Genomic DNA, 22,738 nt, shown 5'->3' on the forward strand with positions numbered 1-22,738 from the left:
TGATTCGGTTCAAGTAACCAAAACCCGTGGGGGTATAGCTCAGCTGGGAGAGCGCTTGCATGGCATGCAAGAGGTCAGCGGTTCGATCCCGCTTACCTCCACCAAAGTTTTAAGCAATTCGGCATTAGCCGGAAAGCAGTTGTCCTCATCGTCTAGAGGCCTAGGACACGACCCTTTCACGGTCGGTACCGGGGTTCGAATCCCCGTGAGGACGCCACAATTCCTGACTCAGTTGCACAACTGAAGTCTGTGGGGGTATAGCTCAGCTGGGAGAGCGCTTGCATGGCATGCAAGAGGTCAGCGGTTCGATCCCGCTTACCTCCACCAAGTTTCAAGCAATTCGGCGCAAGTCGGAAAGCGATTGTCCTCATCGTCTAGAGGCCTAGGACACGACCCTTTCACGGTCGGTACCGGGGTTCGAATCCCCGTGAGGACGCCACAATTCCTGACTCAGTTGCACAACTGAAGTCTGTGGGGGTATAGCTCAGCTGGGAGAGCGCTTGCATGGCATGCAAGAGGTCAGCGGTTCGATCCCGCTTACCTCCACCAAGTTTTAAGCGATTCGGCGTAAGCCGGAAAGCAATTGTCCTCATCGTCTAGAGGCCTAGGACACGACCCTTTCACGGTCGGTACCGGGGTTCGAATCCCCGTGAGGACGCCACCATTTATTTTCAAAGCCGCCGATTGGGCGGCTTTGCTGTTTCTGCGGTTTGTTTTTTCTTCGTACCTCTGTCAGGCGCGGAATCGTTTTTTTTCTCTCCGGGATTCTCCTTGGTTCGTGATCAGGGCCACGCGCAGAAGTTTCCTACATCCTATTTTTCCCGAGTGCGCCAATTTTTGACAATATAAACGGGTTGAACTTCCGTCAAATCCTGAATTCCGTGCCCTCTAGGTGATAAATCTTGGAGGCACGGCTATCTTCAGAGCTTCCATCGTCGCTCTTAGTTTCTTGGGGATTAGGTCCCAGTAAAAAGAGTTTTCTTCGTCAGATTTCCTGCTGGTTACGTCAACAGCCCCCATCATTCTCAGGAAGTCCGGTGTATCGTTCGGCAAGTACTTTGACGATGGGTCCTGCTTCGCTTCGGTTCTCTTTGCTAAGGTAAATCTCATCTTCAGATTCATTAGAAGGATCAGGCTTAAAAATAAAACGAAGACTTTTCCTTCAAGAGCTCTTTCCCGGCATCGCATTCGACGGCCTGAGCAGCGTTCTTTGAGATTGTTGAAGTTTTTTTCGATGATATCTCTCTGTCGATATATTCTGAGAGCTTCATTTGCTGAGCCTACGGTGTTCGAGACAAGAACGAACAGCCCGAGGCTGTGCGCCTTGTTTTCCCATTTCTTCGGACTGTAACTCCATCCCTGAGAGCTCTTTATGAAGAAACGTTTAATTAAATCCTTATCTGAGTCCTTGAGGGCGGTTTTCTCTGCAAGTTTGTCTTGAACTTTCTTAATTTGCCTGAGAAGAGACTCATTTTCAGCGGCGGCTCGCGCCGGATCCAAATAGACATGAATGTAAAGAGGCCGCGTTTCCAAATATCCAGTTGCAGGGTCTCTGTAAGACCACGTTGTTGACGAAGTTTTAGCCTGGACGCCAAATTCCTCTAAGAATGTATCAACGCCTCCGAATCGGAGCTGGGGTTCGAAGCTGCTCAGAACAGATTTGCAGTAATTCAGATTAGTTTTAGAGCCACAAATAAATCCTAAATTCTGTTCGTAGAGCCGGTCGAGCAAAGTAGGAGAACTGAAAGCTCTATCCATCACTAAGTTCACCTGAGAGCTTCCTAAATCGGCGGCGTCCGCAAGCATTTGTCTTAAGGCTAATGGATCACTCAGAGAACCCTCCAGCACTTTGTAGTAGAGAGGTTCTCCGGAATATTCCGAGACAATCAACCCTAAATTTAATTGAGGCAATTCCGAGTTTTCTTTGCTATAGCCGTAAGCGACTTTGCGGATCGTTTCGGAATAAGACGATATTGATGTCGTATCAAAGCTCCAATAGACGTCTCCTTTAGTCTCCAGCTGCGAGTACAGCAGCCGTTTCCTCAGAAAAGACATTATCTCCGGGTTAGAGACTTGCTCAAAGAGATCAGAAACATGCTGAGAGGTAGTCGGCGTACAGGGAAGCCATGTTTGGGCGCTGTAAATTTCAAACTCAGAAGCAACTGCACCCGGGTCTGCTGCAAAAAATATAGCCAAAGAAAGAAGATAAGCAGCCCTGTCTTTACCGAAAACCGCTTCCAAATCAGCTTGTAAATGGTTTTGCTTAGCAATTTCCCATAAAACATATGAGGCACCGGCCGACAAACGTGTATCTTGATCAAGTTCATCAAGAAAAGCTTTCCTCTGCTCTGCATTTGGAACCAAAGGCGGCAAAGGACATGCGACGCCGCCAAACAATCGAACCTTCCTTCCAACAAGTTTTGCCTTGCAGTCTTTTAAAGCCGGATATTCAGCGAGAAACCTCCTTCCCAACTCAATTGAATCATCTTCCAAAAGTCTTCCAACAGTCTTTTGGAAAACCTTTTCACATTTATTGTTGTTCCAGCGGTTCTTGTAGAAAATCGCATAACGAATCCCATGATTGTTCTTCACGAACACGGGATGTATGAAACCTGTTTCTAAGAAGCACTGTTCCTGAGTTTTGCTATCCATATTTGTAGGGTGATTGGTTTCTTTCATAGGTTATAATTATCGCCTATGAAGTTAAAGAAGTCCATCCATGCATTACTCAAAAGGGGTATAAAATCAATTAGTTAAATTGAAGATGAGACTATTTGTAAAAATAGCTCCTAGAATTTTGGGAATTCAGGGTCAAATCTTCGGAATATTGGGCGTACCTTTTAATCGTTATTATTGAACGGTCATAGGATCGGGCAATATGTCAAGAGGATCATTTCTTTTTGTCTTTTTTGTGATCGAGTACATTTAAATTTGGGCTGAGGCGTAAATTGCGCTTCAGACGTCATGTGATTTTCTTATCGACACAAGGAAAAGGTGTATGCAGAGCAGAAAAAGCGAAAAAGGCCGTCAGGCCGCAAAAACACTCTGCGAAGAACTTAAGACACTGATTGAAGATAAATGGCAAAAACATGACGAGGGTTGGCGCAAGGTTCCGAGCCTCAATCTTCACGTGATCACAGAAGATACGATCGATAAAAACTGCTTTTACACTCTTTCGGTCGCCATTATTGTTCAGGGGTACAAGGTTATTGATATCGGTTCACTCAGATATTCCTACGGCGGCGACACGATGATTGTTACATCGGTTGAAATTCCGACGTCCTTTAGGATTGAAGGAGCCTGCAAAGAAGAACCGTTTATTTCTGTCTCGCTTAAATTGGATCCTCAGCTGCTTTCTGAATTAATGGAGAAAATGCCCGACAGCCTGCCGACCTGTGATTCGGAGCCCAATGCCTTCTGTGTCGCCAAGCCTTCTGCGGAAATTGTCAATGCGTTCGAAAGACTGATCCGACTATCGGACAACCCGCAGCATATGCAGATGCTTCTGCCATCCGTCCTTCGAGAAATTCATTACTACGCACTGACAGACGGTCAATGCGCCAATCTGAGAGCGCTCTGTATTCAAGACATGCCGAATCAGCGAATCGCAAGGGTCGTGCAGTGGATCAAAGAACACTACAAAGAACCTCTTCGTATTCAAACACTGGCAGAAATGTCCTTTATGGCTCCGTCCACTTTCCATGCGCACTTTAAGGCGGTGACTTCTCAGTCGCCGCTCCAGTACCAGAAAAGACTGAGACTCCATGAGGCCAGACGTCTGATGCTTTATCAGAACTACTCTGCTACTGCCGCAGCCTTTGAAGTCGGTTACCAGAGTGTTCAGCAGTTCTGTCGAGAATATAAGCGGCTTTTTGGCAAATCTCCGGCCAGAGATATTGCTGTTTAGTCAGACGCACCCGAAGCGGAATGAAAGATTTGAATCATTGAAATTAAGAAAGTTTCCGCTTGTTTTTCGTCTGCTGCCACTGCCTAACGAATAAAATAAGAAGGATATGCAAATAACCAACCGATCAAGGAGAAGTCATGACTATTGAATATACCGGCTCGCTTCAGGGAAGCGTCAGAAAACATACCGAAGCGACGCTTCGTGAGACTTTTGTCAATGCTTACGTGGTGCTTCCGGAAGCAGGCGGCGCGCCCAAAGTCGGTCTGCTGAACGAGTTCGCAAATGAAACCGCATCGCACCCGACCGTTGTCTTTATGCACGGAAGCTCCGGCGTCAATGCGCAGATTAAAACGTTTGCTTATTGGCTTGCCGATGCGCTGCGCGTCGCGGTTGTGATTCCCGATTCTATGCAGACAAAAGATCGTCTGATCTATTCTTCTCCTGTTCCGGCCGCTGACTATGAGGATGTTCACGGCATGCGTTTGGCTGAACTCAATTACGCAATGCGCGAACTTAAAAACGTTCCCTGGTGCGACGGACGAGTGATCATTGCAGGAACCAGCGAAGGCGGTGTCACTGCGGCACGCTACAAACCGGAAGAAGGCATGATCGCAGAAAAGGGCCGCATGATCTTCTCCTGGTCCTGCGAAGACAATTATCACGTTACCTCTCATAACTCATACCTTCCGGATACGCTTCCGGTGCTCAATGTCATGAGTGCAACGGATAAATTCTTCAGTCAGGTCAATAGCTACCTCGATAATCCCAGCGCTTTGGGGCATGCGGGCAAAGCGCTTGCGAGCAATCCGAACGCGCAGATTGTGCTGTTGCCCGGTGCGCCGCACACACTCTTCAATCTGTCCGCTGCAAGAGATGCGGCAGCCGCGTTCCTGACTCGGGTCCTGAGAAGCTAACACTCACTAAAACCTGAATTCTGTGCCTCCTCGGAAGATAAGTCCGGGAGGCATTTCTATTTTTGCGCTGCGGATGACCCTCAAAGTGAATTGACCTTCGTTAAAACAAAAGCGCAATAAAAAACCGCCTCTTTTGAGGCGGTCTTGGCAGACTAATGTCAAGTGTTTAGAAGAGCACAGAGACAATGATCAGCATGGTGAGGTAGCCGACAACGCAGGGGATTGCCGTTCTCTTGATAATGGCAAACGGACTGACCTTTGCGAAGCCGGACACGATAATGATGACGCCTGCGACCGGAGAGAGAGCGCGGAGCATTTCAGAAGCAGTGTGCATCATCAGCATGATGGCGATACCGTTGGAGTTGAGGTGCTGAGCGACATCCGGAATGACGTGGGCCAAGCTGGTGAAGGCGGCAACACCGGAACCGGTAAGGACTGTCACGACACCGATGATCGCGGAAAGCACAACACCGGTACCTGTAACACCGAGACCGCAGTTCTTAGCGATATCGATGAGGTAAGTAATAAGGCCGACCTGCTGCAGACCTTTAGCAAAGAAGGCGGCAACGAAGATAAGACCGACAGTACTTGTCAGGATACTGCCCATGCCTTTGAACATTGCAAACGAAAGATCGAAGGATTCTTTGGCTTTGCGACGGACAACAAGGTCAACAAGGAAACAGACGAACCAAGAGAGGAACATCGCTGTGGCAACGTTCATCGTAATGGTCTTGTAAACCATCTTGTTGAAGATCAGCAGAAGAACCAGAGGAAGAACCGGCATTGCTGCGTAAATCAGAGGAGTCTTCTCGATTTCTTTTCTCTTGGCTTCAAGCTCAGCGATGTCGGCAACCTCGCCGTGAACATTGTCTTTCTTGTCGAAGTATCTCTGAACAATCACGTGTGTGATTGCCATAACGAGAACGACCGGAGCGGCCATAACAAGCTGATAAGAGACAAGGTATTCAACCGGGTCAAGGTGCACCAATTCGGCAGCCATAACCGCGACACCGGAGGCAGGCGCGTAACCGACGCAGAGGACGCTCGCGACAACCGCGGCTGCGGCAAGAGGAGAACAGCCGACGCTGATGATGAGCGGATAAACCGTCACGATCAAAAGCATGGCAAGACCAGCGGCCGAAGTGATCACAAGACCGAGGCAGTGGCCGACAATGAACACGAGACCCAGGATCAGGTACGGATTCTTAAGAAGTTGAATCGGCTTTGCGCAGACTGTGACGAAGCGGTCGGAAGCGCCGACAGCCTGCATGTATGCAGCGAAACCGCCGGAGACCAGAATGATGAAACCGACGCCGGCAATCTGTGTGCGGCAGATCGCGCGGAATAATTCGAAGAAATCGAAACCGAGTAAACCGGTTGCGGCAGCGTTCTTCGGAAGGAAGTTCGTTGCACCGTTCATAACAGCCAAAACGTTGAGCAGAAGACCGGCAAGGAAAAGAACCATATTGACTTGGAACTTTTTAATAATCGCCCAGCCGGTGAGCACAACAATAACGGCTGACAAAATCAGCGTAAGAGATTGCATAAAGGCTCCTTTGGGATATTTAGGATTATTAAATTGTTAATAATTATATCTGCCCAATAGCCTTTAGAAGTTATTTTTTTCGATTTTTCTGGAAACGAACGAATTAAATCGGCTGCAGCTGAAGGTTTCCGCAAAAAAGTGCTCAATTATTGGGCTGAAACTGTTTTTCGGATTGAGCTGAAGCGGATTCCTCGGCCGCTTCATTAAGCAGTTTCTCTTCTCTTTTGGTAAAGACCGTCGCGAACATTCCGGCAATGCAGACGCATATCATGCCAAGGATGGACAGCAGAGACGGTATATTGCCGAACAGGACGATGCCGATGAGCTCCGAGAAAGGAATAGCGGAGAAACCGAGACAGGCGGCAAGAAGCATATTTCCGCCCATCCATGCCCGGGTAGCTGCAAGCATGCCGCCGGTTGCGAAGAGTCCCATTAAGGCAAGGGGAATACAGTTGTCCAAGGTCGGTTTGTGGAAACCGTCCGTAAAGAGGAGCACCCCGAGCGCGGCGCCAATCATGCTTGTGAAAGCGAAATAAAACACCACGCGCTGAGACGGCTCCTTGACACGGCCTAAAAATCTCAGCTGCCAGTAGCCGAATAAGTCAATCAGCGCAACCGAAAGACATAGCAGGCAGGCGATAAATTCGCTTTCGGAGAAGTTTGGGCGCACAAGAAGGACAATTCCGAGAAAGCCTAACGCGATAGCGCCGATTGAGCCCCACGGTGCGCTACGTTTCTGGATGCGGCTCAAAATAATAAAGTTAGCCGCTAAAAAGAGCGGCGTGCAGTAGGTCAGCGTGATATTGGTGCCTAAAGGAAGTTTTCCCAGAGTAAAGAACCAGATCGCAACCGAGGCAAAACCGTAGAAATCGCGCTTTAAGTGCAGAAATGGGTACTGAGTTTTAAGCGAGCAGCCTTTCGCTACGCAAAGGCAGAGGATAAAAACAGTCGTGAACGTTGAGCGGTAAAAAACCAGCTCGAGCGAACCGAATGTTCCGTTGCAGAATTTTACGCATGCGGCCATGGCCGAAAAACAGGCCGCCGCAGCAATTGCCCATAAAGACTGTCGCAGCATAAGTATAAAAAAGGCGGGAAATACGATTTCTCCCGTCCTTATAGTTTATCGATTTGCTTTGAGGCAGTCGTCGATTGCGGTAATAACTTCATCGACTTCAGGCCATCTGCCCTTTCTGCCGACAATAATGTTTTTATCGTTCCACGGACTGGTGCGGTCAATGTCGGTTACGCCGACAATAGTGACCTGAGGCGCTCCGACAGCTGCCGCAATGTGACTGACTCCGGAGTCGTTGGCGATAACAATTGCGGCTTTTGAACAAAGTGCTGCGAAGTTGCCAAGTGACGTGGGCTCGTAAATAGTCGCGTCCGGTGCCGCCAGGCGGGAAACTTCCGCCTCGTCGGCAGCCGGGAAGACCACGGGTTCAATACCGCGGTCGCGCAGCGGCTTCACGAGTTCATTGAAATGCTTCCAATATTTTTCCTTGCCTTCGTGACGTCCTTTGGCAATCGGCGCCAAAATCGCGTAGCGCGAAGGAAGATGAATTTTCTGCGCCAGATTGCGCGCGCCGGCTTCATTGCGTTTGGCAAGCTTCATATTGATGCGTTTGGTGAGCTTGGAGTAGGGCGGCTTAATGCCCCAGCTCTTGAGCGCTTCATAGGCGACATACCAAAAGCGTTCGACTTCGTGCATTCTCGGAGGCTCCGGAATCGCATGCTCCAGCAAAAGGCTGCGGCCGTCCGTGGCGAGCCCTGTACAGCTGATGCCGGCCATCTTAAAAAGAAGGGCTGAGCCGAGGGAATTCGGCATCAGGAGTCCTCTCGGACGCTCGACAGTCGCAGCAAGCTCTCGAATGCGCTTAATGTCGTCCAGAAGGTTCCCTTCAATCGGATCAAATCTTCGGTTAGTTCCTTCAAACAGCTGCCCGACAAAGGGTTTGCCGACCAGATAAAGCTGAAATCCGGCCGCTTCTAGCAAATTAAGGGCGGGCATCGTCATGACCGCGTCGCCGATATGATTCGGCAGTCTTACAAAAAGTATTGCCATATAAACTGTTGCAAAGTAAGAAACCAAGATAAGTAGTCTAACGCCAAGACAGACATTAAACTATTCCGAACTGAAACTAGAGAGGTTTTCTTTGAAAGTTAATCCCGTAAATAAAGAACCGCTTTACCGACTTTTTTCGTATCTTCCGCCGTACAAAGGGTACATTTTTCTGGCTCTGATCGCAATGGTTATTGCTGCGGCGACATCGTCACTGATGGCGCTGCTCATGGGCAAACTGACGGATTTGGGCTTTTATCAGAAAAACGGTCTGGTGGCGATCTGGGCGCCGATCGCGTTGATCGGAATCTCGGTGCTCCACGGAGGCGGACAGTTCTGTAGCTCGTATCTGCTTCAGATGGTGTCACAGAAGGTTCTGGTCCAGATTCGAGGTCTCATGTTTGACAACATGATCCGCTGGCCGGAAGAAACCGTGCAGCAGGAGCAGTCCGGAAGAGTGGTTTCAAGATTTGTCAATGAAGCCTCCCAGGCGCTCTCGAGTGCCTCAGAAGTTCTTACTGTTTTGGTGCGAGACTCTTTGCAGGTCATTGCGCTGATGTGTGTGCTTTTGTGGCATAACTGGCAGCTGACCGCGGTGACTTTGGTGGTCGCGCCCTTCTTAGTCGTTATTCTCAGAACCGTCAGTAAAAAACTGAAAAAACTCACCAGCGACAGTCAAGTGACTTTCGGCGCCATGCTCAACGTGCTTGGCGAGACTTATAAATCCGAGCGTCTTATCAAGGTTTATGACGCATATAAGTTCGAGGCCGAACGCTTTGGGCACGTCAATCGTCGTCTGCAGGGCCTGACGATGCGTCAGCAGGTTGTTAAGGGGCTGGGCACCCCACTCACCCAGCTCGTTTCTATGTGCGGTGTCTCCGTCGTGGTTTTCGTTGCCCTGGTTCAGGCGCAGCACGGAACGCTTTCTCTGTCTGAATTCGTAACTTATATTTCAGCGATGCTGCTGATGATGCCCGCGATCCGTAAACTCGCGAATCTCAACGGAACGATCGCGAGAATGGCCGCGGCCGCGGAAAGTCTTTTCCAAATGATCGATGTCCCTCTGGAAAAAGATCCGGGCACAAAAACACTTGGAAGAGCTAAGGGCAAAGTCGAATTTAGAAATGTTTGCTACAAATATCCTCAGGCGCTTGAGCCTTCTCTCAAAGATTTCAGCCTGAAGGTTGAAGCAGGCTCAATGGTGGCATTGGTCGGCGCATCCGGCGCGGGTAAAAGCACCATCATTAATATGATTCCCCGCTTCATGATTCCTGCCTCGGGAGAAATCCTCATGGACGATATCCCGCAGAATGAGCTGACGCTTGCAAGTATTCGCGAACAGATTGCGATTGTCACGCAGGAAGTCATGCTTTTTGACGACACAATCGCTGCCAATATCGCATTCGGTGCGGGCAGAGAGGTCTCGGAAGAGGAAATTATGAAGGCTGCTGAAGCGGCTTATCTGCTTCCCTTGATTCAAAGTCTTCCCGAAGGCATCAATACCCGCATCGGCGAGTCCGGCGCGAAGCTCTCGGGCGGACAGCGTCAGCGCGTTTCTATCGCGCGGGCTCTGCTTAAGAACGCGCCGATTCTTCTTCTTGATGAGGCAACGAGCGCGCTCGACACCGAAAGTGAGAAATATATTCAAGCCTCTCTCGATAAGCTGAGAAGCGGCAGAACCAGCTTTGTTGTTGCGCATCGTCTCTCAACTATTGTGGATGCCGACTGCATTGTTGTTCTCGATCAGGGCGCGATTGTGGAAACCGGTACTCATTTTGAACTACTGCAGAAGGACGGACCTTATGCGCATCTGTATAAGATTCAGTTCAGCAAGCAGGTCGATAAGCATCATTCAGAGGGGAAATAACCCATTCGTGAGAGCGTAAAATGAGTATGCGTTCTCATGATACGAAATTTTAATTTCTCTTACTGAAAAAATTATTCCATAAAGCCAAGAAATTCCTAAAAATTATGATTAAATAAACTCTGTTTTAAAAGAAAAACACCGTTAATCATCTTTTTCTGGGATTTTTTATGGAAACACCGACACAGATGGGAACGTTTTCGAAATTATCGAAAACTGTCGCGCTTTTCCTTGCGCCATTGCTCGCTCTTTTGCTCTATCTGGTTCTGCCGGATTCTTATGTGAACGGTTCAGGTCAAACAGTCGCCATTACACACGCGGCTAAAGCCTGTCTTGCCATTCTGTTATGGATGGCGCTCTGGTGGTTTACAGAGACCGTTCCGATTGCAGTGACCGCACTGCTTCCGATTGTGCTGTATCCCTTATGCGACGTAAATACGCTCGCTAAAACACTTGTTCCGTATGCTTCTGATACGATCTATCTGTTCTTAGGCGGCTTCCTGCTTGCTGCGGGCATTCAGCGCTGGGGACTTGATAAGCGTATCGCGCTTAAGACGCTGCAGATTGTCGGCACATCGCCCGGCGCAATTATCGCCGGCATGATGGTCGCCACCGGCTTCATTTCCATGTGGGTATCCAACACCGCGACCGCCGCTATGATGGTTCCGATCGCGATGGCGGTTATGTCTGTTGTTCGTCAAAGTTCATCCTCTCCCACAATTACTAAAGGAGAAAGAAATTTCGGCATCTGCGTGCTGCTGGCAGTAGCGTACGGAGCCTCGATCGGCGGTATGGGCACCATTATCGGTTCGCCTCCGAACGGTATCTTTGTCCGTTTCGTGCAGCAGACCTACGGCATCGATGTATCGATTTTCGACTGGATGAAGGTCGGTATGCCGGTCGTCCTGATCCTGATGCCTTTAAGCTGGCTTCTTTTAACTAAGGTGCTTTTCCGCGAACAGATCAAGAAAATCGAAGGCGGAAAGGAATGGATCAAGGAAGAACTGATTTCTCTGGGCAAACTCTCTAAAGGTGAAACCGTTGTTCTGATTGTCTTTGTCGTGACCGTGATTCTCTGGTGCTTCGGCGCTCAGATCCGTTCGTTTACGATTGACGGCGTTCGTCCCTTCAAGCAGGTTAGCGACGCGATTATTGCGATGGCTGCCGGTATCTCTCTCTTCTGTATTCCGGTGGATTTCAGAAGAGGTGAGCGAGCGCTTGACTGGAAGCACTGCGACAGTATTCCCTGGGATGTGCTTCTGCTCTTTGGCGGCGGTCTTACGATGGCCGCAACCATTCAGGCAACCGGATCGGCTCAGCTGATTGCTGCTCAGGCTGCCTCCTTTACCGGTCTTCCTGCCGTGGCAGTTGTTATCGGTGTGGCTGCTCTGGTTATTTTTGCTACGGAATTCACTTCCAACACAGCGCTTGCTGCCACGATGCTTCCGCTTCTTGCGGCGGCTGCTCCCGTGCTTGGTATTCCGGTCGAGCAGGTTCTTCTGGTGACGACGCTCGGCGCCTCTGCAGCTTTCATGATGCCGGTTGCGACACCCCCGAACGCGATTATCTTCGGTACCGGTCACATTCAGATCGGCGATATGATCAAAGCTGGTTTCTGGCTGAACGTTATTTCTATATTCGTGATTGCTGGAGTCTGTATGGTGCTTGGCGGAGTTCTGAGCCTGCCTAACTAAGCGCTTGCTTCACAAAACTAAACAGCCGTGTTTTCCTCTGGGGAACACGGCTTAATTATTATTTGCGCAGAGGCGGCCGTCTTTTGGCTGATGGCCTCGATAACCCAATATCTTAAGCGCGGTACTGAAATCTAAGAAAATAAATATTGGCCCTGCGCGGCAGCGAAGAAATATGGAATTTGTCTTATAACCTCTGAATTTTTTATGTGTACGAGAGAATAAAATACGCACTTATATTCATAAGTCGGCTTAAGACGCAGCGCTAAATGATGCTTCTTGAATTCCCATTCTGCGAAACGTCGGATCTCGGCGCGCTTCCGCTGACCGCCGCTATTTTTCAAACGTGTCTGTAGAGGGTTGGAATCTGCGGTCATTGTCCGCGACAAGGCGTCAAAACGCGAATAGAAACGATTCAGAAATCGAAATAGAGGAGTTTTTTATGCAGCAGGACCTGAACCCTCAGGACATCATCGATGAGATTAAACAATACGAAAAGCGTTTAATCGACTTTAGAAGACGGGTGCATAGGGAACCCGAAGTCGGATTTGATACGGCTTTGACGCTTAAGAAGATCGCTGAATTTCTCAAAGAAAACGGAATCGAGGGTTTGGATACAGCGGCATCTCCCGGCAGCGGTTTCCTTTTGATCCAAGGCAGCAAGCCTGGTAAAACTATCGCCCTTCGTGCCGATATCGATGCGCTCAATATCACCGAGCAGAGCGGCTGTCCGTGGGCTTCAGAAAACGGAATGGCGCATTCCTGCGGACATGACGGTCATCAAACGTGGCTGCTCGCGGCGATTCTTTACCTCAGCAGACACAGAGGCTTTGCAGGCAATATCCTCTGTATCTTCCAGGCAGCTGAAGAAAGCGTGAACGGCGCGGACAGTGTAGTGCAGTCCGGAGTATTCAAAAAATACGATGTCAAAGAAATATACGGCGCGCACAACGAACCGCTTCTGGATTTAGGCATGATCGGATTTAGGGCCGGCCCGACAATGGCGGCCTGCGATCGATTTGAGATCGATGTGAAAGGTGTAGGCACCCACGGCGCTCGCCCCAACCTCGGCAAAGATCCGCTTCCGGCAGCAGCCGAAATCTTTATCGCGCTTCAGACTTTGGTCTCAAGGACACTCGATCCGTTTAAATCCGCAGTTGTCTCCGTCTGCTCCTTTACAGCCGGGAACCCGAACACATACAACATTATTCCGGAAACGGTTCATCTGCTCGGAACAACACGCACTTTTGAAGAGCCGGTTAGAGATCTGATCGAACGCGAAATCAAAACCCGCTCAGTAGGCATCGCCAAGGCGTTCGGACTCGAGGCTGAGGCGCGTTACATCAGACTGGTAGGTGCGGTCGACAATGACGCCGAACTGACGGATTTTGCTGAGCGCGCGGCCGCCCGCATGTTTGGAAGTGAGCGCACACTGCGCTTAACGGAGCCCTATATGATCAGCGAAGACTTCAGCGCATATCAAAAGGTAGTTCCGGGCTGTTTCTTCTTTATCGGTGTCAGAGACAAGGAGCATCAGGCGGCGCTGCACAGCCCGCACTATGACTTCAATGATCGAATCATTACGGAAGCAGGCGCGCTCTTTGCTTATCTGGCCTTGTCGAGCTTAGCCGATCGACAGTAAATTTCTTGGATCCAAAATAAAAATGACAACTCAGCCACACACAGGTTCTTCTGTACTTAAAGCGATTTTCTCAAGAACCTTTGTCGCGATCGCGCTCATCAACTTTTTGGGGATGACGGGCTATTATGCGATCTTTGTCGTCAACACGCAATTTGCGGTTTCTGCTTTTAATTGTTCCCTTGCGTATGCCGGTCTTCTCACCGGCATTGTGGTGATCGGATGCCTGGTCGGGCGCTTTTTTTCCGGAAGGATTGTGAATTCGGTCGGCTATAAGCAGCTTCTGTTCGCGGGCTTAGCGCTGTATTTCGTATCCAATCTCGCTTACCTGGCGGTATCTTCGACTTGGATGCTTCTCATCGTCCGATTTTTGAGCGGAGCGGCAATCGGTATTATCGGTACAGTAGCGGGTACCTTGGTTGCGGTGATTACGCCTAAGGCGTTTCAGGGCCGCGGTATTTCGTACTACTCGATGAGTACGGCGCTCGCCATCTGCTCCGGCCCCTTTATCGGGATCTCGTTCGTCGGCAAAATCGGATACACGGGAATTTTCTGGGTGTCCATCGCGCTTTCGGCGGTCAGTCTCGCTCTTTGGCTCTTGGTTCGGGTCAATGAGAAACCCAAGGCTCAGACAAAGAAGAAAATCGAACTCTCGGACTTCATCGATGTTCGTTTGATTCCGTTCTGTCTGGTGTGCGCGATATTCTGTCTGGCTTGGGGCAATATTCAGGCATTTATGGCACCTTACTCGCACGTCTTCCATGTGGAAGCCGCCGCCTCGTTTTTCTTTCTGGTGTATGCCGCGGCGATTCTGCTGACGCGCCCGATGACCGGCAAAATGTATGACCTTCACGGTCCTGCGATCGTGTTTTATCCCGCGATCATCAGCCTTATCCTCGGACTTGTGATCCTTTGGGCGCTCCCGAGCTCGATCGGAGTGTTAGTCGCCGGCGCGCTGTGCGGTCTGGGTTTTGGCAATATCACTTCAATCGGAAACGCCTCGGCGGTCGCAATGGTGCCGCGAGAGCGTTACGCGCAGGCGACCAGCAGCTTCTTCATTTTCTTTGACTTAGGAATCGGAGCCGCTCCGTACCTTTCCGGTTATCTTGTTCCGACGTTTGGTTATGACGGTGTGTTCGGCATTACCGCAGCGGCCTGCGCCGTCGGTCTGCCGCTTTACTATCTGGTGACGCGCGGCGCAAAGAAACCTTCCAAAGGAGAAGAGCTCGAATTTACCAAGGAGCTTGAAGACATAACGGTCACTGAGGAGCAGAGCGGAGATATTCCTGTTTCTCAGAAACCTGAGTCTTAGAGCAGGCCTGCGATTTTCGGGGTCGCCCAAACCCAGAAGGGCGCTGCGGCCGCGAAGGCTAATGTGCTGAGCGCGAGCGAAGAAGCGCCGTCCTTGACATAAATGTTGTATCGGCTGCTAATGATGATGCCGGAGAATGCGGGCGGCATGCAGCAGGCCATGACCAGCATGGATAGACTTTCGGTTTCCATACCCCAGAGCGCTCCTGCGATGCAAATGGCGAGCGGAGAAAGAAAGAGTCTGAAGACCGTGTTCCAGATAATCTCAGCGCTGATGCCGAACGGCACAGTGGCAAGCGCAAGTCCCGCCGCAAAAACCGCGACGCCCGAGTTGGCTTTCGCGATGAGTTCAAATGAGGGATAAAACGCTTCGGGAAGTTTTAGACCGCATAAGACCAGTACGACGGCAAGCACCGGAGACCAAACAACCGGCTGCTTGACCGCGTTGATAATGGCTCCAAGGCTTCCGCCGCCGGTTTCGCTTTTAGGAAGTCCGAGATTCAGCAGATAGAAGCCGATCGGGATCGTAACGGCGTTGACGACAATGGCGACGATTGCGATGACGAGCCCTGTCGCTGTAGTGGCGCCGTAAATCGGATCAAGAACGGCAAATCCTAAGAACCCGATGGTGGGAGAACCTGCGATTAATGCGCAGACAGCGGCCTCTGAGATAGTGTGGCGCCAGACTTTCCAGCAAATAAAGAACGCGACAAGAAAAAGAACAGTGACGCCAAGCACCGAGATAACCGTGAGCTTGAGGTCATCAAAAATCATGTCTCTGCTTGCTCGTGTAATCGACGCGAAGAGCGCTGCAGGAAGCGCGAAGTTCAGGACGACTTTATTGAGCCCCTGAGTCTGATCCGGAGTGAATGAGTGACATTTGGCGCCGGCATACCCAAGCGCCATCACCACAAAAATAGGAATGACATCATTAAAAAGAATGTTGTAGATCATTGCTGCTCCGAGATAACTTTAGACTTCTTGTGCGGCAGAGCCGAATGCTTTTATTGTCATTCTCCGGAGAAAAAATATAAAAAATGCCCGTCGAATTGGGCATATTTAACAGCAGCGTTTTAGAAGCCGACATAAAAAGACCCGAACCAAAATATCTCTGGCTCGGGTCTTTTGAAACGGAAGACTATTCTGCGCTGGAGGCGGCGACTGAGCCGAACGTGACGGTGGCAACGTAAGCGGCAGCGAAGTTGTCCGGCTTAACGCCTTTTACCGCGAACTTAAATTTGTTGCTTGTTCCGGCGTCAAAAGCGGGCGTGATGCGCGAAAGAAGGTGCGCTGTCTTATAGGCCTGAGGATTCCCGTTGGCATCCTTTCCGAAGATGCGGATGTCAAAGTTAATGTTCGTATAGGTAATGGCCTGAGGGTTGACAACGGTCAGTGTAAATTCGCTTCCGTCGGCAGTGGCCTGCGGCTTGTCAATGGACATCAGAAAGACGGCGCTTCCCGAACGAATGCTCTGCAGTTTTGTGTCACCCGGAATCAAGGCGGCGGAATTGTAGATGGTCTGATTTTCAAGGTTCTGAATTCGCTTTTCGAGCGTCTGAACCGTCTCAGTCAGAGATTTCACACGACTTGAGAGCGAAACTGCGGGAGCGGTTGGTTCGGCCGTCGCGGGCTGAGCATAAGCGAAGACTTCAGCAGCAACAAAAGTGATAACGCCGACAGCGAAAATAACAAACGGCTTTAAAAACATGACAACTCCATAACAGCAACGCCGTAAAGTGAAACAAATGTAAGTAGTATCCCTAATAGTAGTGGGAAAAGAGGGGTATAGGTTGTCAAGCTTACGGAGTTACCCCAAAGTGAGCATTGAAAATTTATCCACTGAGAAATAATCTTTCCGAACTCGTTTTTTTCGCAATCGATTCCTATAATTTTTACTGATGCGAGGTTCGTGACAGAACCGAGCAATCTATTTCAAAGGACAGATTCAAATGAGAGCACAGCCGATTTCTTTTGAACGCAGGGCATTCTGCAGTGCCTTGTGTTGTCTGTGTTCCTGTCGCATGTGCTGTTAATCACCCCTGTCATCAGCACTCGTCTTTTCATTTCTCCCTTTTCGTTTCAAAAATTCATTTTCTATTAACTCGGCTCGGCAAGGTTCTATCCCTGTCAGCTGACCGAAATTCTCGAGGTACCAAAATGATTTATCAATCTGTAAGTGAATTAATCGGCGGCACTCCGCTTGTTCAGCTTAACCGTTTCAGCGCAAACCGCGGCTTAGGCGCAAACCTGCTTGCCAAACTTGAGTACTTTAATCCCGCGGGTTCCGTCAAAGATCGCGTCGCTTTCGCAATGCTTGACACTGCAGAAGCCGAAGGCAAAGTCAAGAAGAATACCGTGATTATTGAACCCACAAGCGGCAATACCGGCATCGGTCTGGCTGCCGCAGCCGCTTCAAGAGGTATGAAAATTATTCTGACCATGCCGGAAACTATGAGCATTGAAAGAAGAAAACTTCTTCAGGCTTATGGCGCTGAAATTGTCCTCACGGACGGTAAGCAGGGCATGAAAGGCGCAATCGCGAAGGCTGAAGAGCTGGCAAAAGAAAATCCAAACAGCTTTATTCCTTCTCAGTTCTCCAACCCTGTTAATCCTCAGGCGCACTTTAAAACGACGGGTCCGGAAATCTGGGCTGACACCGAGGGTAAGGTGGATATTTTTGTTGCCGGAGTCGGTACTGGCGGCACAATCTCCGGCGTGGGCAGTTTCCTCAAGTCGAAGAACCCTGCTGTCAGGATCGTCGGAGTTGAGCCGGATACCTCAGCGGTGATCAGTGGTAAAGCGGCCGGTCCGCACAAGATTCAGGGTATCGGGGCAGGCTTCATTCCTAAGAACCTTGACACGGAGATTTTGGACGAAGTGATGCCGATCAGCGCAGAAGCCGCATATGAGGCTGCTCGCGGTATCGCAAGAGAGGAGGGCTTCCTTGTCGGAATCTCTTCCGGCGCGGCGCTCGCTGGCGGCATCGAACTGGCTAAACGCCTCGAAAACAAAGGCAAAAATATTGTCGTTTTGCTCCCGGATACCGGAGACAGGTATTTGTCCACAGAGTTGTTTGCTTAAAAACAATTCTGATTAATGAAACGGCACCTGTCCATGGCGGAATGAGCTGGAACCGTCGCTCGCATATGAATCAAGTTCACTAAGGATATTCGGACCAAAAACACGCGAGCTCCGCTGCTTTCGCTTTGGGGTTCTTTACTCACGCGACTAGCACATCAGCAATAAAATTAATCCGACAATCAATTTAATGATAAATCGGATTAAATGCCGTACACTAGTGTCGACAGATTTGAATTTGTGCATTTTATCTGTACTTTAAAGCGGCCTTGTAGTGCGAATCCTCGGCCGTTTTTACTTTGGTTTAAGCGTAGCGAATTCGACGGATATTCCCGTTATCACTCAAAGGGAGCCGCGCATGAGTTTTTTGAATGGGAGGACATGTGCCGTGTGAAAATCCCGCTGCCTCCGATCGAGGTGCAGAGAGCAATAGTTGCCTTATACACGTGTGCCGAAGAAGCAAGAAAAATCGCATCAGAAGCAAAGGAACTGCTAAAAAAGGCTTGTCCGGCAATGGTTCAAAGCGCTGCCTATCATAAAACAGGAGTGATTCAATGAGGAATTTAGATAGGAAAAGCCTTGAGAAGGCAAAAGAATTGTTTGCATCCGGCGCCATAAATAAATTTGAAATTGGCTCTTTCAAAGGACTCCGGCAGATCCATAAGTACTTATTTGACGGGCTATACGATTTCGCAGGAGAGGTTAGACAGCAAAATATTTCTAAAGGTGGCTTTAGGTTCGCAAATGCACTTTATCTTGTGGAGGCTCTTGCAAAGATTGAACTAATGCCGGAGAGCTCTTTTGAAGAGATCATTTCCAAATACGTAGAAATGAATGTTGCTCATCCTTTTATGGAGGGAAATGGTCGCTCAACCCGCATATGGCTTGATCAAATTTTGAAAAAGCGTTTGGGAAAAGTTGTTGACTGGCAAAAGGTTGATAAAACACTTTATCTTCAGGCAATGGAAAGAAGTCCGATTAATGATTTGGAATTAAGATTCTTGCTTCAGCAGGCGTTGACAGAAGATGTTGATAACAGAGAAATGATTTTTAAAGGCATCGAACAGTCCTACTACTACGAAGAACCGTAAAACGGAGAGAAGAAGGCTGCGCCTTAAGTGCTCAATGCAGTCAATTTTTCAAAGGTCTTTCGGGAAATATGTTTGACTTGTTTTTCAAGCGCAATGGTCTTACGTAAGATGCTGAAAGATTAAAAATAACCGTATTGAGAATATTTTGTTGATGAAGATAAATGCAATGAATGCCGCTTGGTCTTAGGCGTGAATACGCCTGTCCAGATAATCGTGTTATGTGCGATAATCTCCCACGAGGTTAGAAATGTCGTAGCCATCTCGGTACCTCATAAGAAGTTAAGATTCAACAAAGCCCGGTCCCACCCGGGTTTTGTTTTATCCGATCCCTTTCGGGGCCCTCTACGGCATACGCCGTAATCCTTTGATAATCCCTGAAATTAAGGGATTGGCATAGGTTTCGAGGGTGAGGACTTCGGATGACGGTCATTCCCTTTCATGGTCCCGAAATTGTAGCTTAGTTCTCTGCTTTTACAAATTTCCGAATATCCTCGGAAGCTATTCTCATGTTTATCCAACGATTCGGACGCCAGATATTTCTGGGGCCTTGTACCACTTCAATAATGGTACTCAACTAGCGGTGAGCCAAACTACAGGGAAAACAGATGAACCATCTGGCATTTCATTTGATGCGTCCAGAAGCTCCGCTGTATATAAAGCCGTTCAACCCGCCTCAATGCGGGCGCTTGTTTTGGTCAGGGCGTATTAAAGCGCTCGCACTAAAATCAAGGCGCGCAACGACTGCGGTTGCACGGTGTCAGAGGCCCCAAAAACCTGAGCAGAACGATTTGCGGAGAAATTGAATTCCTGAGAGGCAGATGTTTTTGACGTTCCAACGGCGCTTGAGGAGCCAATTTCTGGCTCAACGGCAGAGATCGCTTCGATTGCCAAGCCTATTTCAGACGTTGATCCGTCTCCTAATGCCGCCGCTCGCAACCGTGATGTAGCGAGGATATTCGGAAAGCAGCTTCCAAGAGTTCCTGTCTTTAGCCTCGTAAATTCTTCCCCAACCCCCGTGGTTGCTTAATTGTTCCCATTTTTTTAGAAGATAAATTTAACTTATATTTGATTTATATTATGCTTAGGTTTTACTTTTATGATATAATGAGTAAAAATCTGATTCCGGAGAGTCTATGCCTACAATTACTCTGCAGCACTACAAACGAGGTTCTCACTACTACGCCAGCATCATCGAAACCTTTCGAGACCCGGTTACCCGCAAGAACTCTTCTCGGACTTTGGAAGCTTTAGGAGATATTTCTGAAAAAATGAAGGAGGATCCAAACTACCTTCAATCTTTAAAAGACAGAGTCAAAGCTCTGCGCTCGGATGCCTCACGTGCAGAACAACTCCAAGAGGCTGCGGTTCGGCGGATTGCGCCTGCGGTTTCTGATTCTTCGGCAGCTGCCTCAGCTCCTCGGCTGCATTACGGGATGGCTCCCATACGAAAAGTCTGGGAAAAGCTTGGCTTAAACGCATGGTTCCGTAAGGCCGGATACAACAGAAAACTTTCTTGGGATTTAGATTTGGCCGTGTTCTATCAAGTGGCCAGCCGTATTCTCAGTCCCATGAGCCGGCGGGGAATGAGAAGACAATGTCCGCGCCATTTGTTCAAGTTTGACTCTGTATCACTGGATCAACACTACGAAGCTTTAGACATTCTTGCTGCTTCTAAAACGACCATCATCAAAAAACTTGATGAAGCTGTATCCAAGGAAATTGCGCGGGATTGTTCCTTAGTCTTTTATGACGTAACCACTTTCTACTTTGAGAGCTTTGAACCTGATTGTTTACGCGAAAGAGGCATGAGTAAAGAGCACCGGACTCATGAGACACAGGTTCTTCTCGGTTTATTAATTGATCGCTGCGGCATTCCTCTGGACTATGAAGTTTATCGCGGCAATACGGCAGAAGTTAAAACTTTAATGAAGGTTGTTGAGTCGTTCCGGCAGAAATGTCCGCAGGGCAAACCCATCGTTGTGGCTGACAGAGGACTTAACAGCAAAGAGAATCTTTCCAAGCTGATTGAAAACGACTGTGCCTTTATCGTGGCGCACAGTCTTCACCGGCTCAGCAGCAAAGAGTTGGATAACTTGTTTAGCGAGGACGGCTGGAAATATAAATTTGATTCAGAAACAGGCGAGATGTCATGGAAGATGAAGACAATGGACTGTCCTGAAGCGGTTAAACAAAAAGAATCACGAGAGGTTGTTAACCCGCGTTTGATAGTGACTTGGTCGGCTAAGCGGTATGCCCACGACATGAAGGAATTAAATTTGCAATGGGAGCAAGCTAAGAAGATGATGAGCGCCGGCAGCGGCAGAATTGATGCCTCATTTAAACGAGGCTCGAGACAATTTCTGAAAAGAGTAAAGCAGTCGGATCCGGATAAAAAAGCTCAAGAGGAGCGTTATGAACTAAACCGTGAGCTTTATGAACGGAAAATAAGATTTGCAGGCTATTACGGGTTGATTACTTGCTGCGAAGACTTAAGTGATGAGGAGATTTACTCGAGACTGAGAGAATTATGGAAGATAGAGAACTGCTTCCGAGTAATGAAGTCAGTACTGTGTACGAGACCGATTTATGTAAGAACAGAGGCACATATCAGGGGGCACTTTGTTGTTTGTGTTCTGGCATTGGCTTTGGAGAGGTTCATGGCATTTAAGCTTCGTGAGGCAGCTATAGAGTACTCTCCGGAGATGATGGTTGAATTACTGATGTCTCCGACAGTCTCTCCGATTGAAGGGGTAAAAAACAAGGTGAAGCTGTACCTTAAAACGGGAGAACAAGAGCTGGAGAAACCGGAAAGCAGCTACTCTAAGAGCGTGGATCTGAACCAAGAAGCCGAAAAAGTGATGGCTGTCTTTGGGGTTGAACCACTCCCAACACTCACCACCGTGGTTGATATTACAAAGCGTCTCGGAGTCAGATTGCCAATATAAGTGACTTTTGTCTGCTCAAAAAATGATATAACCCTCTGAATTAAGAGGGTTTTGTTTCATTTTTACAAACTAAAGACGAGAATAATGGTACTCAACTAGCGGTGAGCCAAACTACAGGGAAAACAGATGAACCATCTGGCATTTCATTTGATGCGTCCAGAAGCTCCGCTGTATATAAAGCCGTTCAACCCGCCTCAATGCGGGCGCTTGTTTTGGTCAGGGCGTATTAAAGCGCTCGCACTAAAATCAAGGCGCGCAACGACTGCGGTTGCACGGTGTCAGAGGCCCCAAAAACCTGAGCAGAACGATTTGCGGAGAAATTGAATTCCTGAGAGGCAGATGTTTTTGACGTTCCAACGGCGCTTGAGGAGCCAATTTCTGGCTCAACGGCAGAGATCGCTTCGATTGCCAAGCCTATTTCAGACGTTGATCCGTCTCCTAATGCCGCCGCTCGCAACCGTGATGTAGCGAGGATATTCGGAAAGCAGCTTCCAAGAGTTTTGCTACAATGCAGAGGTCCTGTTCAGGTGTGCATGACTGAATGAGGAATTGAACGGTTTCGCTATGGTTACCCGCTCAATCGTTGAAGCAAAAACCAAAGTAAAACGCCCAGGGACGGCAATCCATGGGCGCTCAAAGAAAAAGGTTTGACATGCATAACAAAACCTTATTCGCTAGTATAAAGCAAATCTT

The 22,738-nt window shown here is 48.8% G+C and carries 15 protein-coding genes and 6 tRNA genes; 15 read left to right on the forward strand and 6 right to left on the reverse strand.

Annotation, left to right across the window (positions count from 1 at the left end):
* Positions 1 to 28: 28 nt before the first annotated feature.
* From AC6I1F_RS02345 to AC6I1F_RS02370, 6 genes are all read left to right on the forward strand, one after another.
* Positions 29 to 104: transfer RNA gene (locus AC6I1F_RS02345), tRNA-Ala, on the forward strand.
* Between the two features lie 37 nt (positions 105 to 141).
* Positions 142 to 217: transfer RNA gene (locus tag AC6I1F_RS02350), tRNA-Glu, on the forward strand.
* 34 nt (positions 218 to 251) lie between these two features.
* A tRNA-Ala gene (locus AC6I1F_RS02355) sits at positions 252 to 327 on the forward strand.
* Between the two features lie 36 nt (positions 328 to 363).
* Positions 364 to 439, forward strand: a tRNA-Glu gene (locus AC6I1F_RS02360).
* Positions 440 to 473: 34 nt separating this feature from the next.
* A tRNA-Ala gene (locus AC6I1F_RS02365) sits at positions 474 to 549 on the forward strand.
* 36 nt (positions 550 to 585) lie between these two features.
* Positions 586 to 661: transfer RNA gene (locus AC6I1F_RS02370), tRNA-Glu, on the forward strand.
* 227 nt (positions 662 to 888) lie between these two features.
* On the opposite strand, the gene AC6I1F_RS02375 is transcribed toward AC6I1F_RS02370, so the two are convergent.
* Positions 889 to 2,679: an IS1634 family transposase gene (locus AC6I1F_RS02375; protein ID WP_497801590.1), complete on the reverse strand. Its 1,791-nt coding sequence runs from the start codon at positions 2,677 to 2,679 to the stop codon at positions 889 to 891.
* A 319-nt stretch (positions 2,680 to 2,998) separates the two neighbouring features.
* On the opposite strand from AC6I1F_RS02375, the gene AC6I1F_RS02380 reads away from it, so the two are divergent.
* Together AC6I1F_RS02380 and AC6I1F_RS02385 are read left to right on the forward strand one after the other, a co-directional pair.
* Positions 2,999 to 3,907: an AraC family transcriptional regulator gene (locus AC6I1F_RS02380; protein WP_289169059.1), complete on the forward strand. Its 909-nt coding sequence runs from the start codon at positions 2,999 to 3,001 to the stop codon at positions 3,905 to 3,907.
* Between the two features lie 137 nt (positions 3,908 to 4,044).
* On the forward strand, positions 4,045 to 4,821 hold the full coding sequence (locus AC6I1F_RS02385) for a dienelactone hydrolase family protein (RefSeq protein WP_289169060.1): 777 nt from the start codon (positions 4,045 to 4,047) through the stop codon (positions 4,819 to 4,821).
* A gap of 166 nt (positions 4,822 to 4,987) precedes the next feature.
* Here the strand turns inward: AC6I1F_RS02385 and dcuC are convergent, their stop codons facing one another.
* The 3 genes from dcuC to AC6I1F_RS02400 form a co-directional block, all read right to left on the reverse strand.
* A complete protein-coding gene (dcuC, locus tag AC6I1F_RS02390) occupies positions 4,988 to 6,367 on the reverse strand; it encodes a C4-dicarboxylate transporter DcuC (RefSeq protein WP_160335638.1) in 1,380 nt (459 codons plus the stop codon).
* A gap of 142 nt (positions 6,368 to 6,509) precedes the next feature.
* Positions 6,510 to 7,442, reverse strand: coding sequence for a DMT family transporter (locus tag AC6I1F_RS02395; protein WP_289169061.1), 933 nt, complete (start codon positions 7,440 to 7,442; stop codon positions 6,510 to 6,512).
* Positions 7,443 to 7,487: 45 nt separating this feature from the next.
* Positions 7,488 to 8,429: a glycosyltransferase family 9 protein gene (locus AC6I1F_RS02400; RefSeq protein ID WP_160335640.1), complete on the reverse strand. Its 942-nt coding sequence runs from the start codon at positions 8,427 to 8,429 to the stop codon at positions 7,488 to 7,490.
* A 91-nt stretch (positions 8,430 to 8,520) separates the two neighbouring features.
* On the opposite strand from AC6I1F_RS02400, the gene msbA reads away from it, so the two are divergent.
* From msbA to AC6I1F_RS02420, 4 genes are all read left to right on the forward strand, one after another.
* Positions 8,521 to 10,293: a lipid A export permease/ATP-binding protein MsbA gene (gene msbA, locus AC6I1F_RS02405; RefSeq protein WP_251570732.1), complete on the forward strand. Its 1,773-nt coding sequence runs from the start codon at positions 8,521 to 8,523 to the stop codon at positions 10,291 to 10,293.
* A 167-nt stretch (positions 10,294 to 10,460) separates the two neighbouring features.
* Positions 10,461 to 11,984: an SLC13 family permease gene (locus AC6I1F_RS02410; RefSeq protein WP_289077140.1), complete on the forward strand. Its 1,524-nt coding sequence runs from the start codon at positions 10,461 to 10,463 to the stop codon at positions 11,982 to 11,984.
* A 439-nt stretch (positions 11,985 to 12,423) separates the two neighbouring features.
* The gene (locus AC6I1F_RS02415) at positions 12,424 to 13,623 is read left to right on the forward strand and encodes a M20 metallopeptidase family protein (protein ID WP_289169062.1); all 1,200 of its coding nucleotides are present in this window, start codon (positions 12,424 to 12,426) and stop codon (positions 13,621 to 13,623) included.
* Between the two features lie 22 nt (positions 13,624 to 13,645).
* Entirely contained in the window at positions 13,646 to 14,932 is a 1,287-nt protein-coding gene (locus AC6I1F_RS02420; RefSeq protein WP_353889482.1) for an MFS transporter, read from the forward strand.
* Here AC6I1F_RS02420 and AC6I1F_RS02425 read toward each other — a convergent pair.
* Together AC6I1F_RS02425 and AC6I1F_RS02430 are read right to left on the reverse strand one after the other, a co-directional pair.
* Positions 14,929 to 15,885 (reverse strand): AEC family transporter, encoded by a 957-nt coding sequence (locus AC6I1F_RS02425; protein WP_251570742.1) that lies wholly within the window; start codon positions 15,883 to 15,885, stop codon positions 14,929 to 14,931. The genes AC6I1F_RS02420 and AC6I1F_RS02425 overlap by 4 nt on opposite strands.
* A gap of 184 nt (positions 15,886 to 16,069) precedes the next feature.
* Entirely contained in the window at positions 16,070 to 16,639 is a 570-nt protein-coding gene (locus tag AC6I1F_RS02430) for a DUF3251 domain-containing protein (protein ID WP_160336279.1), read from the reverse strand.
* Between the two features lie 449 nt (positions 16,640 to 17,088).
* Here AC6I1F_RS02430 and cysK point away from each other — a divergent pair, with 449 nt between their 5' ends.
* The 3 genes from cysK (at position 17,089) to AC6I1F_RS02445 (ending at position 22,045) form a co-directional block, all read left to right on the forward strand.
* Entirely contained in the window at positions 17,089 to 18,012 is a 924-nt protein-coding gene (gene cysK / locus AC6I1F_RS02435; RefSeq protein ID WP_289169063.1) for a cysteine synthase A, read from the forward strand.
* 551 nt (positions 18,013 to 18,563) lie between these two features.
* Positions 18,564 to 19,100 (forward strand): protein adenylyltransferase Fic, encoded by a 537-nt coding sequence (gene fic / locus AC6I1F_RS02440; RefSeq protein WP_160336276.1) that lies wholly within the window; start codon positions 18,564 to 18,566, stop codon positions 19,098 to 19,100.
* Between the two features lie 1,133 nt (positions 19,101 to 20,233).
* On the forward strand, positions 20,234 to 22,045 hold the full coding sequence (locus tag AC6I1F_RS02445; RefSeq protein ID WP_160336414.1) for an IS1634 family transposase: 1,812 nt from the start codon (positions 20,234 to 20,236) through the stop codon (positions 22,043 to 22,045).
* Positions 22,046 to 22,738 lie beyond the last annotated feature (693 nt).

It is taken from the genome of Parasutterella sp. St.1A3 (genome assembly GCF_059728705.1).

What these genes read in the sequence shown, in the direction of transcription:
- AC6I1F_RS02375 (WP_497801590.1), bottom strand. Translation starts at nt 2,679, where the DNA reads ATGAAAGAAACCAATCACCCTACAAATATGGATAGCAAAACTCAGGAA.
- AC6I1F_RS02380 (WP_289169059.1), top strand. Translation starts at nt 2,999, where the DNA reads ATGCAGAGCAGAAAAAGCGAAAAAGGCCGTCAGGCCGCAAAAACACTC.
- AC6I1F_RS02385 (WP_289169060.1), top strand. Translation starts at nt 4,045, where the DNA reads ATGACTATTGAATATACCGGCTCGCTTCAGGGAAGCGTCAGAAAACAT.
- dcuC (WP_160335638.1), bottom strand. Translation starts at nt 6,367, where the DNA reads ATGCAATCTCTTACGCTGATTTTGTCAGCCGTTATTGTTGTGCTCACC.
- AC6I1F_RS02395 (WP_289169061.1), bottom strand. Translation starts at nt 7,442, where the DNA reads ATGCTGCGACAGTCTTTATGGGCAATTGCTGCGGCGGCCTGTTTTTCG.
- AC6I1F_RS02400 (WP_160335640.1), bottom strand. Translation starts at nt 8,429, where the DNA reads ATGGCAATACTTTTTGTAAGACTGCCGAATCATATCGGCGACGCGGTC.
- AC6I1F_RS02410 (WP_289077140.1), top strand. Translation starts at nt 10,461, where the DNA reads ATGGAAACACCGACACAGATGGGAACGTTTTCGAAATTATCGAAAACT.
- AC6I1F_RS02415 (WP_289169062.1), top strand. Translation starts at nt 12,424, where the DNA reads ATGCAGCAGGACCTGAACCCTCAGGACATCATCGATGAGATTAAACAA.
- AC6I1F_RS02420 (WP_353889482.1), top strand. Translation starts at nt 13,646, where the DNA reads ATGACAACTCAGCCACACACAGGTTCTTCTGTACTTAAAGCGATTTTC.
- AC6I1F_RS02425 (WP_251570742.1), bottom strand. Translation starts at nt 15,885, where the DNA reads ATGATCTACAACATTCTTTTTAATGATGTCATTCCTATTTTTGTGGTG.
- AC6I1F_RS02430 (WP_160336279.1), bottom strand. Translation starts at nt 16,639, where the DNA reads ATGTTTTTAAAGCCGTTTGTTATTTTCGCTGTCGGCGTTATCACTTTT.
- cysK (WP_289169063.1), top strand. Translation starts at nt 17,089, where the DNA reads ATGATTTATCAATCTGTAAGTGAATTAATCGGCGGCACTCCGCTTGTT.
- fic (WP_160336276.1), top strand. Translation starts at nt 18,564, where the DNA reads ATGAGGAATTTAGATAGGAAAAGCCTTGAGAAGGCAAAAGAATTGTTT.
- AC6I1F_RS02445 (WP_160336414.1), top strand. Translation starts at nt 20,234, where the DNA reads ATGCCTACAATTACTCTGCAGCACTACAAACGAGGTTCTCACTACTAC.